13 protein-coding genes are annotated in these 13358 nt (G+C 66.6%); 5 read left to right on the top strand and 8 right to left on the bottom strand.

Annotated features, from left to right (window positions below; translation table 11 throughout):
- Positions 1–7 precede the first annotated feature (7 nt).
- Positions 8–1078: a DNA polymerase IV gene (dinB, locus tag PSEMAI1_RS0100800; RefSeq protein ID WP_024301032.1), complete on the top strand. Its 1071-nt coding sequence runs from the start codon at positions 8–10 to the stop codon at positions 1076–1078.
- A gap of 80 nt (positions 1079–1158) precedes the next feature.
- Here the strand turns inward: dinB and PSEMAI1_RS0100795 are convergent, their stop codons facing one another.
- The 7 genes from PSEMAI1_RS0100795 to bioB all read right to left on the bottom strand — a co-directional run bounded on the left by PSEMAI1_RS0100795 (position 1159) and on the right by bioB (position 9557).
- Positions 1159–2070, bottom strand: coding sequence for a patatin-like phospholipase family protein (locus PSEMAI1_RS0100795; protein ID WP_024301031.1), 912 nt, complete (start codon positions 2068–2070; stop codon positions 1159–1161).
- A gap of 59 nt (positions 2071–2129) precedes the next feature.
- Positions 2130–3044 carry a malonyl-ACP O-methyltransferase BioC gene (gene bioC / locus PSEMAI1_RS0100790; protein ID WP_024301030.1) on the bottom strand — a complete coding sequence of 305 codons (915 nt, stop codon included), beginning with the start codon at positions 3042–3044 and terminating at the stop codon, positions 2130–2132.
- The gene (gene bioH, locus PSEMAI1_RS0100785) at positions 3041–3805 is read right to left on the bottom strand and encodes a pimeloyl-ACP methyl ester esterase BioH (RefSeq protein ID WP_024301029.1); all 765 of its coding nucleotides are present in this window, start codon (positions 3803–3805) and stop codon (positions 3041–3043) included. Before bioH ends, bioC begins: the two co-directional genes overlap by 4 nt.
- Before the next feature lie 24 nt (positions 3806–3829).
- A complete protein-coding gene (locus PSEMAI1_RS0100780; protein WP_024301028.1) occupies positions 3830–4450 on the bottom strand; it encodes a class I SAM-dependent methyltransferase in 621 nt (206 codons plus the stop codon).
- Positions 4440–7274 carry a bifunctional diguanylate cyclase/phosphodiesterase gene (locus PSEMAI1_RS0100775; RefSeq protein ID WP_232219811.1) on the bottom strand — a complete coding sequence of 945 codons (2835 nt, stop codon included), beginning with the start codon at positions 7272–7274 and terminating at the stop codon, positions 4440–4442. The genes PSEMAI1_RS0100780 and PSEMAI1_RS0100775 overlap by 11 nt, the downstream gene beginning before the upstream one ends.
- A gap of 63 nt (positions 7275–7337) precedes the next feature.
- Positions 7338–8486 (bottom strand): 8-amino-7-oxononanoate synthase, encoded by a 1149-nt coding sequence (bioF, locus tag PSEMAI1_RS0100770; RefSeq protein ID WP_024301026.1) that lies wholly within the window; start codon positions 8484–8486, stop codon positions 7338–7340.
- An 87-nt stretch (positions 8487–8573) separates the two neighbouring features.
- Positions 8574–9557, bottom strand: a complete 984-nt coding sequence (gene bioB, locus PSEMAI1_RS0100765) for a biotin synthase BioB (protein WP_024301025.1) — start codon at positions 9555–9557, stop codon at positions 8574–8576.
- Positions 9558–9693: 136 nt separating this feature from the next.
- Between bioB and PSEMAI1_RS0100760 the strand changes: the two genes are divergently transcribed.
- From PSEMAI1_RS0100760 to PSEMAI1_RS0100750, 3 genes are read left to right on the top strand one after another with little or no spacing between them, the layout of a single operon-like run.
- On the top strand, positions 9694–10404 hold the full coding sequence (locus PSEMAI1_RS0100760; RefSeq protein WP_029770423.1) for a ComF family protein: 711 nt from the start codon (positions 9694–9696) through the stop codon (positions 10402–10404).
- A 39-nt stretch (positions 10405–10443) separates the two neighbouring features.
- Positions 10444–10908 (top strand): tRNA (uridine(34)/cytosine(34)/5-carboxymethylaminomethyluridine(34)-2'-O)-methyltransferase TrmL, encoded by a 465-nt coding sequence (trmL, locus tag PSEMAI1_RS0100755; protein ID WP_024301023.1) that lies wholly within the window; start codon positions 10444–10446, stop codon positions 10906–10908.
- A 37-nt stretch (positions 10909–10945) separates the two neighbouring features.
- The gene (locus PSEMAI1_RS0100750; protein WP_024301022.1) at positions 10946–11815 is read left to right on the top strand and encodes a septal ring lytic transglycosylase RlpA family protein; all 870 of its coding nucleotides are present in this window, start codon (positions 10946–10948) and stop codon (positions 11813–11815) included.
- A gap of 199 nt (positions 11816–12014) precedes the next feature.
- On the opposite strand, the gene yihA is transcribed toward PSEMAI1_RS0100750, so the two are convergent.
- Complete coding sequence (yihA, locus tag PSEMAI1_RS0100745; protein ID WP_024301021.1) at positions 12015–12638, bottom strand: ribosome biogenesis GTP-binding protein YihA/YsxC; 624 nt, start codon at positions 12636–12638, stop codon at positions 12015–12017.
- A gap of 92 nt (positions 12639–12730) precedes the next feature.
- Here yihA and PSEMAI1_RS0100740 point away from each other — a divergent pair, with 92 nt between their 5' ends.
- Positions 12731–13345, top strand: coding sequence for a cytochrome c (locus PSEMAI1_RS0100740; RefSeq protein WP_024301020.1), 615 nt, complete (start codon positions 12731–12733; stop codon positions 13343–13345).
- The last annotated feature ends 13 nt before the right edge of the window (positions 13346–13358 follow it).

Here is a 13358-nt window from a genome sequence, read left to right as displayed (position 1 = left end):
CCGCCGCATGGCCCTGCCGCAACGCAAGATCATCCACGTCGACTGCGACTGCTTCTTCGCCTCGGTCGAGATGCGCGACCAGCCGGCCTGGCGCGACATCCCGCTGGCGGTGGGCGGCCGCCCCGACAGCCGCGGCGTCATCGCCACCTGCAACTACCTGGCACGGCGCTACGGCGTGCGCTCGGCGATGTCCGCGGCGCGCGCCCTCACCCTGTGCCCGTCGCTGTTGATCGTGCCCCCCGACTTCACCCGCTACAAGGCGGCGAGCCAGCAGATCCTGGCGATCTACCACGACTTCACCGAGCTCATCGAGCCGCTGTCGCTGGACGAAGCCTACCTCGACGTCAGCGGCCAGCCGCACTGCCAGGGCAGCGCCTCGCTGATGGCCGAGGCGATCCGCCGCCGCATCCGCGACGAGGTCGGCATCACCGCCTCGGCCGGCATCGCCCCCAACAAGTTCCTGGCCAAAGTCGCCAGCGACTGGAACAAGCCGGACGGCCAGTTCGTGATCCGCCCCGAGGACGTCGACGCCTTCGTCCGTGCCCTGCCGGTGGAGAAGATTCCCGGTGTCGGCGCGGTCACCGCCGCCCGGCTGCATACTCTGGGAATTAAACACTGCGAGGAATTGCGGCACTGGGAGCTGGCCGAGCTGGTACGCCACTTCGGCCGCTTCGGCGAGCGCCTGCACGCGCTGGCGCGCGGCATCGACCCGCGCCCGGTCAGCGTCGAGCGCCTGCGCAAGTCGATCAGCGTGGAAGAAACCTACCCGGCCGACCTGCCCGACCTCGCCGCCTGCCTGGCCAAGCTGCCGGAACTGATGGCACGGCTCACGCACCGGCTGGAGCGCGCCGGTCAGCCGGCGTTCCGCGGGCTGAGCGTCAAGATCAAGTTCGCCGACTTCAGCCAGACCACGGTGGAACAGGCCGGCCAGCAGCTCAATGCCGACGTGCTGGCGGCGCTGCTGCAGGTCGGCCACGCGCGCGGGGCGCAGCCGGTACGGCTCTTGGGGATAGGCGTACGGCTGCACGAGGAGGAGGCCGTCAAGGGGCGCCAGCTGGCGCTGTTCGACGACGACTGACCGTCTCCGCGCTCAACGGTTGAGGAAGGCTGGCCGTTGCGCCTCCCGCTCCCGCCAGGCGCAAAAGAGCGCGCTACGCCTTACTTGGCGGCCGCCATGGCCACGGCCTTCTGCTGCATCAGCTTCTGGATCAGCGGCAGCGCCTGCTGCGCCACTCTTTCCCCCTCCAGGATGGCCTGGTGGCGCTCGTCGAACGAGGTCGAGCCCATGTTCTGCACTTGCGGGCGGATCACCACGTCGGCCTGCTTCAGTTCCTGCGCCAGCGCGGTGACGTTCATGATGTTGATGCTCTGGTCGAAGATCGACAGGAAGCCGGTGGCCGAACCGGCGCGCGGCCGGGCGGAAATGTCCACCGCGATGACGAAGTTGGCCCCCATCTCGCGCGCCGCGCTGACCGGCACCGGGCTGACCAGGCCGCCGTCGACGTAACGCTTGCCATTGATCTGAACCGGCTGGAACACATTGGGGATACTGGCCGAGGCGCGCACCGCCTGGCCGGTGTTGCCCTGGCGGAACACCACGCGCTGGCCGCTGTCCAGTTCGGTGGCCACCGCCCCGAACGGTCTGGACAGCTTGTCGATCGGGCGGTTACCCACCGCCTGGTTGACGAAGGCGGCCAGCTTCTCGCCCTTGATGAAACCGCTGGTGGACAGCGTCAGGTCGGTCAGGTTGCTCTCGTCCAGCTTGATCGCGATGCTCTGCAACTGCAGGCCGTTGTAGCCGGCGGCGTACAGGCTGCCGACCACGCTGCCGGCGCTGGTGCCGGTGACGATGTCCGGCACGATGCCGTGCGATTCGAGCACCTTGATCACGCCGATATGGGCGAAGCCCTTGGCGGCACCGCCGCCCAGCGCGAGCGCCACCTTGGGCTTGGGCAGCGGCTTGGCCGGCACGGCGACCTCGGGCTTGGCCGGCCCCAACGCGGTACACGCGCTCAGGGTCAGCAGCGCCACGAGCGGCGCGAGTCGGGACAGGGTACGACGAGCAATCATGCTTTACCTCATATCAAAACAAACGGGCGGCAAAGCCGCCCGACAATGCAGAGACCGCCCTATTTGACGCCCGGACGCGCACCGGGTTTCATGAATTCGATCACCTGGCGGCCATCCGGCAGCAGATTGGCCTTTTTCTTCGGCTCGCCCTTCCAGGCGTGACCGTAGACGACCTCGTAGGTGGCCGGCAGCGCGCCATGCTGGCGGCGCAGTTCATAGGCCGCCTCAACCTTCTGCCAGGCGTGCTTGCCCATCAGCCCGCGCCCGCGCCCGGCGGTGGCGTTGTGCGCGCCGATGGCCTTCAGATCCTGCATCACGTCGCGCACGCGCGGGTAGGTCAGCACGATCTTGTCCATGTCCATCACCGGCTCGGCGAAGCCGCTCTTGAGCAGCGCGTCGCCCAGATCGTGCATGTCGATGAACTGGTTGACGTGGGTGGCGCCGTCCACCCCGGCAAAAGCCTCGCGCAGTTCCTGCAGCGTGTCCGGGCCCAAGGTCGAGAACATCAGCATGCCTTCCGGCTTGAGCACGCGCTGGAACTCGGCGAACACGCCGTCCGGGATGTTGACCCACTGGATCGCCAGGTTGGACCAGATCATGTCGACGCTGGCGTCGGCCAGCGGCAGACACTCGATGTCGGCGCACAACTGCCACGGCTGGGCGCGCTTGAACAGCTTGCCCAAAAAGCCCCCTCCCGCCTGCTGCTTCTCGCGCGAGGCCTGCAGCATGGGGGCGGCGAGGTCGAGTTCGATCACGCGCGCCTCGGGATAACGGCGGCGCAGCTCGGCCGCCCCGTAGCCGGTGCCGCTGCCGGCGTCGAGGATCACCTTGGGGCTGAACTTGATGTAGTCGAGGCGGGCGGCCATGCGGTCCGACACCTCGCGCTGCAGCACCGCGGCCGAGTCGTAGCTCGACGCGGCGCGCTCGAAGGCGGCGCGCACGCGGGACTTGTCGGTATAAAACGCTTCACTCATGCGTGTTGGTCCAGGTGGGCGGCAAGCTTTGCCACGAACTCTTCCTCGTGCGACAGGAAGGGCGCATGCGAAGCCTGCGGGAATTCGTAAAGGGTGGCGTCGGCCAGCGTCTCGGCCAGCCAGCGCCCGGCGCCGATCGGGGTGATGGCGTCCTTGGCGCCGAAGAACAGCCCGACCGGGCAGTGGATGGCGGGCGCCAGCGCGCGCGCATCGGCCATCAGCAGCAGTTCCAGCGCCGGCAGCAGGCCCTGCGGGCGGCCGTGGGCGAACAGCTCCTCGCGCAGCGCCTTGAGCGTCTCGCGCGCGCCGGGGGCGCCCAGCATCTGCAGCGCCAGGAAGCGCTCCAGGGTCAGCTCGAAGGCGCTGTCGAGGCTGGCGCCGACGCCTTCGATGGCCTTCCTCTCCTGCGCGTGCGGCCAGCCGTCCTGCTTGACGAAGCGCGGGCTGCTGGCGATCAGCGCCAGGCTTTTCACCTGCGCCGGATGGCGCGCCGCCCAGTGCTGGGCCAGCAGCCCGCCCAAGGACCAGCCGACCACGTGCGCCGGCCAGGGGAACTGCGCCGCCAGCAGGTCGGCGATGTCGTCGGCGTCGAAGGGATGACGGCTGGCGGAGGCGCCATGGCCGGGCAGGTCGACCAGGTGCAGGCAGTAGCGGCCGGCCAGACGCTCGGCCACCCGGCTGAACACGCCGCCGTGCAGGCCCCAGCCATGCAGCATGACGACGTCCGGGCCGCGCCCGAGCGATTCGATGTACAGACTCATGCGAAGCCAGATGAGGGGAAACCGCTATTTTCGCAAGAGTGCGATGCGAAAGAAACCACCCATCCCTGCCGATTCCTCATGCTCGATGTGCAAAGTGGTGTGGCCGACGATGACACCCAACTGGCGGTTGATGTCGGTGGCGATCAGCCGGGTCAGCCAGTTGGCGGCGACGCGCGCCCATCCGGCATGGCCACCGTCGGGCAGGAACTTGTCGAACACCACGGCGCGCCCGCCGGGCTTGAGCACCCGCTCGACCTCCCTGAGACAGGCCACCGGGTCGGGAATCACTGCCAGGATCAGGTGCAGGATCACGGCATCGAAGCAGGCATCGGGAAAGTCCAGCCGCTGGCCGTCCATCACGCGCACGTCCACCGCGAGCCCGAGACGGTCGGCGCGCCGGCGCAGCCGCGCCAGCATGCCGTCGGAGACGTCGATGGCGGTGAGCTGGCGACAGCCAGAGAGATAGTCCAGATCGAGCCCGGTGCCGGCGCCCAGCAGCAGCAGGCGCTCGTCCGGCGCCGGGGCCAGCAGTTCGATGGCCCGGCGCCGGCGCGGGGCGAAGAAAGCCGCCACGACACGGTCGTAGACCGGCGCGTACAGGTTGTAGCGCCAACGGTTGTAGCGCGTGGCGAACTCAGGCGACATGCCGGAAGCTGCTGGCAAAGCCGGCCAGGCGGTCCCAATCGATGCGCGAGGCCGGCGCCGGCGTGGCGAAATAGAAGCCCTGCAGCTTGCTGCAGCCCATGTCGCGCAGCGTCCTCAGCTGCATGCCGGTTTCCACCCCCTCGGCCACCACGTCCAGGTCCAGCGCCTCGGCCAGCGCCAGGATGGCGCGCACGATGGCTGCCGATTCCTGCTTCTGGTCGAGGTCGGCGACGAAGGACTGGTCGATCTTGAGCACGTCGAAATGGTAGCGGTGCAGGTAGGACAGCGCCGAGTAGCCGGTACCGAAATCGTCCAACGCCAGCCGCACCCCCATGTCGTGCAGCGCCTGGATCACCTCGGCGGCCACGTCCGGCACGTCGATCAGCGCGCTCTCCGTCACTTCCAGGTGCAGCGTGCCGGCGGGCAGCGCGTAGCGCCGGATCAGCGCCGCCATCCAGCTCAACAGTTCCGGATCGTGGAAATTGGCCGACGACAGGTTGATGTGCAGCGACACATCGCCCTCCAGCCGTCCCTCGTCCATCCACTGGCGCAATTGGCGCGCCGCCGCCTCGATCATGTAGCGGTCCACGCGCATGATCAGGCCACTCTCCTCGGCCATCGGCAGGAAGATGGCAGGGGAAATCAGGCCGCGTGTCGGATGCTGCCAGCGCACCAGCGCCTCGAAGCCCTCCAGCGCGCCACTCTTGGCGTCTATGAAGGGCTGGAAGAACGGGGTCAGCTGATCGTCCACCTCCAGCGCCCGGCGCAGCTCCGATTCCAGCGCCAGCTGATCGGCCTGGTTGAGGCGCAGCTCGTGGTTGAACAAGGTGTAGCCGTGGCGCCCCTGCTGCTTGGTGCGGTACATGGCGTGGTCGGCGTCGCGCAGCACGTCTTCCGAGCGCTGATAATAGGACTTGTCGGCGATCACCACGCCGACGCTGGCGGTGGTGAACACTTCCCGCCCCATCAGCACCACCGGTCGGTCGAACTCGCCCACGATCATGCGCGCGGTCTGCTCGCAGCCGTGCGCCTCGATGCCGAACAGCAGCGCGGCGAACTCGTCGCCGCCCAGCCGCGCCACGAAGTCGCTGTGGCGCAGGCAGCTGCGGATGCGCGCCCCGGCCTCGAACAGCAGGTGGTCTCCGGCCAGGTGGCCCAGCGTGTCGTTGACCAGCTTGAAGCGGTCGAGGTCGATGAACAGCACGGCGAAGCGCTCGCCGGTGCCGTTGACGTAGGCCTCCCAGCTGCGGCGCAGGGCGCGGGCGAAATAGGTGCGGTTGGGCAGCTTGGTCAGCGGGTCGTGCAGGCTGTCGAACTCCAGCTGGGCGTTGGCGGCGTCCAGCTCGCTGGTGCGCTCGCGCACCCGCTCCTCCAGCTCGAGGTAGGCGGCCTGCAGCGCCTCCATGGCGTGGATGCGCGCCAGCGCCGCACCGATGTTGTTGGCGACGAACTCCAGCAGTTCCTGCTCACGGAAGCTGTATTGCACCTGCTCGTCGTAGCTTTGCACCGCCAGCACGCCGAGCAGGTCGTGGCCGTGGTACAGCGGCACCCCCAGCCAGCTGCGCGGCAGCATGGCGTCGTCACCCGTCACCCGCGACGAGTTCACCTGCAGCGCCTGGCCGCTGTACAGCACCTGCTCGATGTAGCCCTTGCCCGGTTTGCGCGCCTTGTGCGACGAGCAACGCTCATCCTGGTAGTAGGGGAAGGAAATCAGGTCGTGGTCTTGGTCATACAGCGCGACCAGGCAATTGCGCGCCGGCAGCAGCTCCCCTAGCAAGCGGTGCACGCCGCCCAGGAAGGCTTCGAGCGACAGGCTGGTATTGGACAGCTCGGCGATCAGGAACAGCACGCTCTGGCGCTTCTCGGCCAACTGACGCTCGGCCACTTCGTTGCGCAGCCGGGCGTTGGCGCCCTCCAGCTCGCAGGTTCGCAGCCACACCTGTTGTTCCAGCTGATTGCGCACCTGCACCCGGGCCAGCACGTGGCCGATATGCAGCGCGACGAACTGGAACAGCGATTGCTCGGCCGGGCTGTAGCTATGGTCCGGCTGGTAGCTTTGCAATGCCACCGCGCCGATCGGCTGGCCGGCGATATTGTGCAGCAGCACCCCCATCCAGCTCTCCGGCAGCGGGCCGTGCACCTGGATCTCGCCGTTGTGCTGCAGCGTTTCCAGCATGCGTCGCGACAGCAGCAGCGGCTTGCCGCCGGCCATCAGGTAGGCGGTCAGCGACGGCGGCTGCCCGCCCAAGGGGAAACGCTGCTCCGGCCGCGGCCACTCGCGGGCCGGTTCGCACAGATCGGCGTAGAACGGGAAACTGAGCGCGTTGGCCTGTTCGTCCAGCAGTGCGATATAGAAGTTGCGGGCATCCAGCAGCCGCCCCAGCAGGCGGTGGAGGCCGGGCAGGAAGGCCTCCAGGCTGGCGCACTCGCTGGCAAGCCGGCTCATCTCGAGCATGGTCTCGTGGGTGATGCGGGAGATGGTCTGCTCGGAGTGCAGCCGCGCGGCCAGCAGGTGGCCGGTCAACAGCAGCGCCACCTGGTGCCAGCTATCCGGTTTCGGACCGCGCCAGATCAGCCAGCCGAGCAAGTCGTTGCCGCTCTTGAGCGCCTCGGCCCCGCCGTCCGGTCCCGGCAGCCGCCCACGCTGCAGTTCCTCGGGGGACACCAGCGTCTCTATAGGGCCGTGCGAGGCCAGGCATTGCCATACCGTACCGACCCGTGCCCAGACAGCCACCTGGGCAGGGCGCTCGTGCGCGCCGACCAAGGCCAGGGCCGCCTCGGCGGCGGCCTGCGGCGCGTGGAGATAGTCTACCGTGCTATTCATGTCATTATCGTAGTAGGTAACGGCCGGGATATCCGGCAAAACACGGCAGGCCCCCCCTGAAACTCATGACATGGCGATGATGGCGTCCGCCAGACGTTGCACCTGCCCGGCCTCGTGCGCCGCCGACAACGAGATGCGCAGACGGGCGCTCCCTTCCGGTACCGTGGGCGGGCGGATGGCCGGCACCCACAGGCCTTCTGCCCGCAACCGGGCGGACAATGTCATGACCTGCTCGTTGCCGCCTATCATAAGCGGCTGGATCGGACTACGGGAAGCCTGTAATGGATATTTAACGCCAGAAAGGGTATGCCGTAGCAATTCTATATGCTGTGTGAGTCGTTCGCGCCGCCACGGTTCGCCGGCGATCAGGGACAAACTGGCCCGCACCGCCTCGGCCAGCGCCGGCGGCTGGGCAGTGGTGAAGATATAGGTGCGCGCCTTGTTGACCAGCCAGTCGATCAGCTCCGCCGAACCGGCGACGAAGGCGCCCGCCACGCCGGCGGCCTTGCCCAACGTCGCCATGTAGATCAGCCGCTCGCCGGCGATGCCCTGCTCCGCCATGCTGCCGCGCCCCTCGCCGAACACGCCGAAGCCGTGCGCGTCATCCAGGTACAGCCAGGCGTCGTAGCGTTCGGCCAGCCGCAACAATTCGACCAGCGGCGCCTCGTCGCCATCCATGCTGTACACGGCGTCGACGGCGATCAGCCGGCTCCTGGCCGGTGTGCTCTTGAGCAGGCTTTCCAGATGGTCGAGATCGTTGTGGCGGAAGCGCTTGAAGGCCGCGCGCGACAACAGGCAGGCGTCGTTGAGCGAGGCGTGGTTGAGGCGGTCGGCGAACACCGCGTCGTCGCGCCCCAGCAGGCTGGTGATCACCGCCAGGTTGGCGGCGTAGCCGGAACCGAACAGCAGCGCGGCCGGCGTGCCGACGAAGGCGGCCAGCTCGTCTTCGGCCTGCTGGTGCGCGCCGAAGTGACCCGCCACCAGGTGCGAGGCGCCGCCGCCCAGCCCCCAGCGCGCGAGCCCCTCGCGGGCGGCCTCGATCAGCGCCGGGTGGTTGGCGAGGCCCAGGTAATCGTTGCTGGCGAACGCCAGGTAGTCGCGCCCATCGACGCGGATCTGCGCGCCCTGCGGGCTCTCCAGCGTGAGCCGGGTGCGGCGGCTGTGGCTGGCGTCCAGCTCCAGCAGGGCGGCGGACAGGTGCTGTGGCAGCATGGCAATCCCCGATAAAAGCCTGGCCGAAGCGGCGGGCATTACGACCCGCGCGGCTTCGGCCAGCGTTGTTGCATAGACAAAGAAGGCTTAGAGCGGAGCCAAGTCCAGCTTCTCCATCAGCACGCGGTCCGCGTCGACGTCCGGGTTACCGGTGGTCAAGAGCTTGTCGCCATAGAAGATGGAGTTGGCGCCGGCCATGAAACACAGCGCCTGCATCGCCTCCGGCATCTCGCGCCGGCCAGCCGACAGCCGCACGTAGCTCTTGGGCATGGTAATGCGCGCCACCGCGATGGTGCGCACGAACTCGGTCCAGTCGAGCGGCTCGGCGCCGTCGAGCGGCGTGCCGGTCACCTTGACCAGGTTGTTGACCGGCACCGATTCCGGCTGCGGGTCGAGGTTGGCGAGCTGGGCGATCAGGCCGGCGCGGTCGGTGCGGGTCTCGTTCATGCCGACGATGCCGCCGCAGCACACCGACAAGCCGGCGCCGCGCACCTTGCCCAGCGTGTCCAGACGGTCCTCGTAGTCGCGCGTCTGGATGATGTCGGCGTACTTGTCCGGCGCGGTATCCAGATTATGGTTGTAGTAGTCGAGGCCGGCATCCTTGAGTTTTTCCGCCTGGCCGTCCTTCAGCAGGCCGAAGGTGGCACAGGTCTCCAGGCCCAGCGCCTTGACCCGCTTCACCATGTCCAGCGTCTTCTCCAGATCGGCATCCTTCGGACCGCGCCAGGCCGCGCCCATGCAAAAGCGGCCGGCACCGTTCTGCTTGGCCAGACGGGCGGCCTCGACCACTTCGTCCACCGTCATCATCGGCTGGTTTTCCACCGGGGTGTCGTGGTGTACCGACTGCGGGCAGTAGCCGCAGTCCTCCGGACAGCCGCCGGTCTTGATCGATACCAGCGTGGAGAGCTGGACCTTGGTCGGGTCGAAGAACTGGCGGTGGATTTCCGCGGCGCGGAACACCAGCTCCATGAACGGCAGCGCGAGCAGCGCCTCGACTTCGTCCACGCTCCAGCTGGCGGACTCGGGGTGCGGGGTGGCAGGACGTTGGAAAGTAATGGTAGACGGTTGCATGGGCTCTATCCGTGGCGCCGGCGCATCGCCGGCAGGGAAGTCGCGGCCGACCGCGCTCCCTTCCCGCCCGGCGGCGCCTGACATAGGGTGAAGATCACGAGAAATTTTGTTGAGCGCATCTTGTCGCGGGGCCGTCATGCTGTCAAACCTTTTTGACCGATTAGTTGACAATAGATTATTTTTTAATCAATCCTGCCTGCTGTGCGGCGTGCCCGGCACGCGCCACGGCCTGTGTCCGGGATGCCGGGCCAGCCTGCCGCGGCTGCCGGCGGAACGCTGCCCGCACTGCGCCGAACCGCTCGCCACAGGCCGCCTGTGCGGGGCGTGCCAGCACCATCCGCCGGCGTTCGATGCGCTACACGTTTCCTATCGTTTTGACTACCCCCTGGACGGCCTGATCCACGCCTTCAAGTACGGGAAGCGGCTGGAAATGGCCGGCGCACTGGGCCGGCTGCTGGCCCACGAAGCCCCGATTGCCACCTCTCCGATCGACCTCGTCGTGCCCGTTCCGCTGGCAAAAGAACGACTTGCCGCACGCGGTTTCAATCAAAGTCACGAGCTGGCAAAAGCACTCGCTGCTACAATGCAAGCACGGTTTGCCGCCGATCTGTGTTGGCGAAAATACAACACCCGGGTTCAGGCGACGCTCGAGCGCGCCGAACGGCACCGCAACATGAATGATGCATTTGGCGTAAAACGCCGCTTGGACGGGCTTTGCATCGCCATCGTCGACGACGTAGCGACCTCCGGCGCCACCCTGTCCTCGCTCGCCTCCGCCCTCAAAAATCAGGGGGCGAAACGGGTCGAGGCCTGGGTGCTGGCACGGGCAACAAGCCTAAAAACTTGACCAACTTTTTGATTCCTTGGAACAATCCGCCTGCCAACGATGTTCACAGTTGTTCTCTTTCAGCCGGAAATACCGCCCAACACGGGCAATGTGATTCGATTATGTGCCAACACCGGCTGTGAACTGCACCTGGTCAAACCGTTAGGTTTCCCACTGGAGGACGCCAAGCTGCGTCGCGCCGGTCTCGACTACCACGAGTACGCTCGCCTGGTCGTCCACGAGAACTGGGAAGCCTGCCGCACCGCCCTGAACGGCCGCCGTATCTTCGCGGCCACCACCAAGGGGGCGACGCGGCATGACCAGATAGCTTTCCGACCCGGAGATGTATTGTTGTTCGGCCCCGAATCACGTGGCCTGCCGCAGGAAGTCCTGGATTCGTTTCCAGCGGACCGACGTGTCCGCCTGCCGATGCAACCCGAGTCACGCAGCATGAATCTGTCCAATGCCGTCGCCGTCATGGTGTTCGAGGCGTGGCGGCAGAACGATTTTGCGGGAGGAAGCTGAGCGTTCACCTGTTGGCCCAACAGCATAGGGAGGTGCAATGAAACCTGTATTCCGATGGCTGTGGCTAGTGTTCATTAGTCTCGCGCTGGTGGCCTGTACCACCGTCAAATCCGCCAGCGCTACCAGTCAAGCGTCGGCCAAGTCGGGCAAGAAGACTGTGGCCGCCAACGGCAAGTACTTCCAGAACGACGGCCCGGCCGAGCGTATCCCGGCCAACCTCGATCTGGTGCCGGACGCCGTACCGCAGGACGAACCGCTGATCAAGGCCGCCAACCTGCCTTACTCGGCGCTGGGCATGAGCTTCCGTCCCGACACCAGCGACAAACCCTACGTGGCCAAGGGCCGCGCCTCGTGGTACGGCAAACAGTTCCACGGCCGCCAGACCACCTCGGGCGAGCGCTACGACATGTTCGCCATGACCGCGGCCCATCCGACGCTGCCGATCCCGAGCTACGCCCGGGTCACCAACCTGAGGAACGGCAAGTCGGTGATCGTGCGCATCAACGACCGCGGCCCGTTCCACCGTGGGCGCCTGATGGACCTGTCGTACGCCGCGGCCTACAAACTGGGCTACATCAAGCAGGGCAGCGCGCCGATCAAGGTGGAGCGGGTCTGGCCCGACGACGACGGCGAGACGGTGGCGACCAGCCGTCCGGACAGCCCGCTCAAGGCCAGCAGCGACGATGCCTACCTGAAGCTGGGCAGCTTCACTCGCCTGGCCACTGCCGAGGCTCACATGAGCCAGATCGAGAAGGACCTGGACGCCAAGTACGATGCCAAGCTCGGCATCGTCAACCGGGATGGGCGCTATACCGTCCAGCTCGGGCCGTTCCGCTCGCAGAAGGCGGCCCGCACCGTGGCCGAGGCGCTGAATGTGGAGAATTCGGTGATTCAGGGCGGCATCTGACGCTGCTCCCACCAGCAAGGCAGGGAATCATCATCCCTGCCTTTTGTTTGCCGGGCGCGGGCGGCAGCAATAAAAAACCCCGGCACGTCGATGCCGGGGCCAAATAGCCTTTAGTGTCAGCAAAAGGCACCCGCTCAGGGAGGCAAGCGGGAGGTGAGGTCACCTGCCAATTAGGCTTGCCACCCCCGGCAAAGTTCCATCACGCCGCCGGTCCCTCCTCCGGGCCTGGCGCCAGGTAGTCGTCGAACCAGCGCACCACCACTTCTTCCACCGTCTCGCCGCCGCTCTTCTTCAGGCTGGAGAACAGCTGCACGCTGACCGCCGGGTAGTCCGCCAGCGCTTTTTTGACCGAGGCCAAGGTTTTCTGCTGTTCCAGGCGAGATAATTTGTCGCTCTTCGACAGCAGGATGTGCACCGGCCGGCCGGTCTCGCGGAAGAACTCCAGCATCTTCCAGTCGAGTTCCTTCAACGGATGGCGGCTATCCATGATCATAATGAGGCCGACCAGGCTCTGCCGGGTCTGCAGATAGCGCCCGAGCAAGGCCACCCAGTGGGTACGCACCGCTTCCGGCACCTCGGCGTAACCGTAGCCCGGCAAGTCGACCAGGTAGCGCTCCTCGCCCAGGTCGAAGAAGTTGATGTGCTGGGTCCGCCCCGGCGTCTTGGACACGAAGGCGAGCCGGGTCCGATTGGCCAGGGTGTTGATGGCGCTCGACTTGCCGGCGTTGGAGCGCCCCACGAAGGCGACCTCGGCCCGAGTGGGCGGCAGGTCCTTCAGATGGTTGACAGTCGTATAAAAGCGCGCGTTCTGGAAAATCGTCATAGTAGTAACGGTGAAAGCAGTTGGTATAGAATAACAGGTTTGAAATTGCCACTTTTACAGATATTTACGAAATCTCTCTCTGAGGAGCGACCATGAAACGCAAGATGCTGTTGGCGCTGGCTGCCATGACTCTGGCCGGTAGTGCGCTGGCTGCCGGCCCGGTAGGCAAGGGCGACCCGGTCAAGGGCAAGCAGATCGTCGACCAGGTATGTGCCGCCTGTCACGGCGCGGACGGCAACAGCGTGGCCTCGGCCAACCCGACGCTGGCCGGTCAGCACCAGAAGTATCTGTACGAGCAGTTGAAGGCGTTCAAGGCGGGCACCCGCAAGAACCCGGTCATGATGGGCATGGCCGCCCCGCTGTCCGACGACGACATGTGGAACGTGACCGCCTACTTCAGCCAGCAGAAGGTCAAGCCGCGCGAAGCGGCCGACAAGAGCCTGCAGGCACTGGGCAAGAAGATCTATCGCGTCGGCAACCCGGCCACCGGCGTTCCGGCCTGTATGGCCTGCCACGCCCCGGGCGGCGCCGGCATGCCGGACCAGTTCCCGCGCGTGAACAGCCAGCACGCCGGCTACATCGTCAAGCAGCTGAACGACTTCAAGGCCGGCACCGAGCGCCAGCATCCGACCATGTCGGATGTGGCTTCCCGCATGAGCGATGCCGAAATGAAGGCGGTGGCCGACTACATCTCCGGCCTGCGCTAAGCGCAATTTCCGC

It is taken from the genome of Pseudogulbenkiania sp. MAI-1 (genome assembly GCF_000527175.1).
Taxonomy (GTDB): Bacteria; Pseudomonadota; Gammaproteobacteria; order Burkholderiales; family Chromobacteriaceae; genus Pseudogulbenkiania.
Note: the sequence above shows the minus strand (reverse complement) of the source record. Positions and strands in the feature narration are given on the sequence as shown.

Excerpts from the sequence above, each read along its gene's own strand:
- dinB (WP_024301032.1), top strand. The coding sequence starts at position 8 with ATGGCCCTGCCGCAACGCAAGATCATCCACGTCGACTGCGACTGCTTC.
- PSEMAI1_RS0100795 (WP_024301031.1), bottom strand. The coding sequence starts at position 2,070 with ATGATTGCTCGTCGTACCCTGTCCCGACTCGCGCCGCTCGTGGCGCTG.
- bioC (WP_024301030.1), bottom strand. The coding sequence starts at position 3,044 with ATGAGTGAAGCGTTTTATACCGACAAGTCCCGCGTGCGCGCCGCCTTC.
- bioH (WP_024301029.1), bottom strand. The coding sequence starts at position 3,805 with ATGAGTCTGTACATCGAATCGCTCGGGCGCGGCCCGGACGTCGTCATG.
- PSEMAI1_RS0100780 (WP_024301028.1), bottom strand. The coding sequence starts at position 4,450 with ATGTCGCCTGAGTTCGCCACGCGCTACAACCGTTGGCGCTACAACCTG.
- PSEMAI1_RS0100775 (WP_232219811.1), bottom strand. The coding sequence starts at position 7,274 with ATGAATAGCACGGTAGACTATCTCCACGCGCCGCAGGCCGCCGCCGAG.
- bioF (WP_024301026.1), bottom strand. The coding sequence starts at position 8,486 with ATGCTGCCACAGCACCTGTCCGCCGCCCTGCTGGAGCTGGACGCCAGC.
- bioB (WP_024301025.1), bottom strand. The coding sequence starts at position 9,557 with ATGCAACCGTCTACCATTACTTTCCAACGTCCTGCCACCCCGCACCCC.
- PSEMAI1_RS0100760 (WP_029770423.1), top strand. The coding sequence starts at position 9,694 with ATGCTGTCAAACCTTTTTGACCGATTAGTTGACAATAGATTATTTTTT.
- trmL (WP_024301023.1), top strand. The coding sequence starts at position 10,444 with ATGTTCACAGTTGTTCTCTTTCAGCCGGAAATACCGCCCAACACGGGC.
- PSEMAI1_RS0100750 (WP_024301022.1), top strand. The coding sequence starts at position 10,946 with ATGAAACCTGTATTCCGATGGCTGTGGCTAGTGTTCATTAGTCTCGCG.
- yihA (WP_024301021.1), bottom strand. The coding sequence starts at position 12,638 with ATGACGATTTTCCAGAACGCGCGCTTTTATACGACTGTCAACCATCTG.
- PSEMAI1_RS0100740 (WP_024301020.1), top strand. The coding sequence starts at position 12,731 with ATGAAACGCAAGATGCTGTTGGCGCTGGCTGCCATGACTCTGGCCGGT.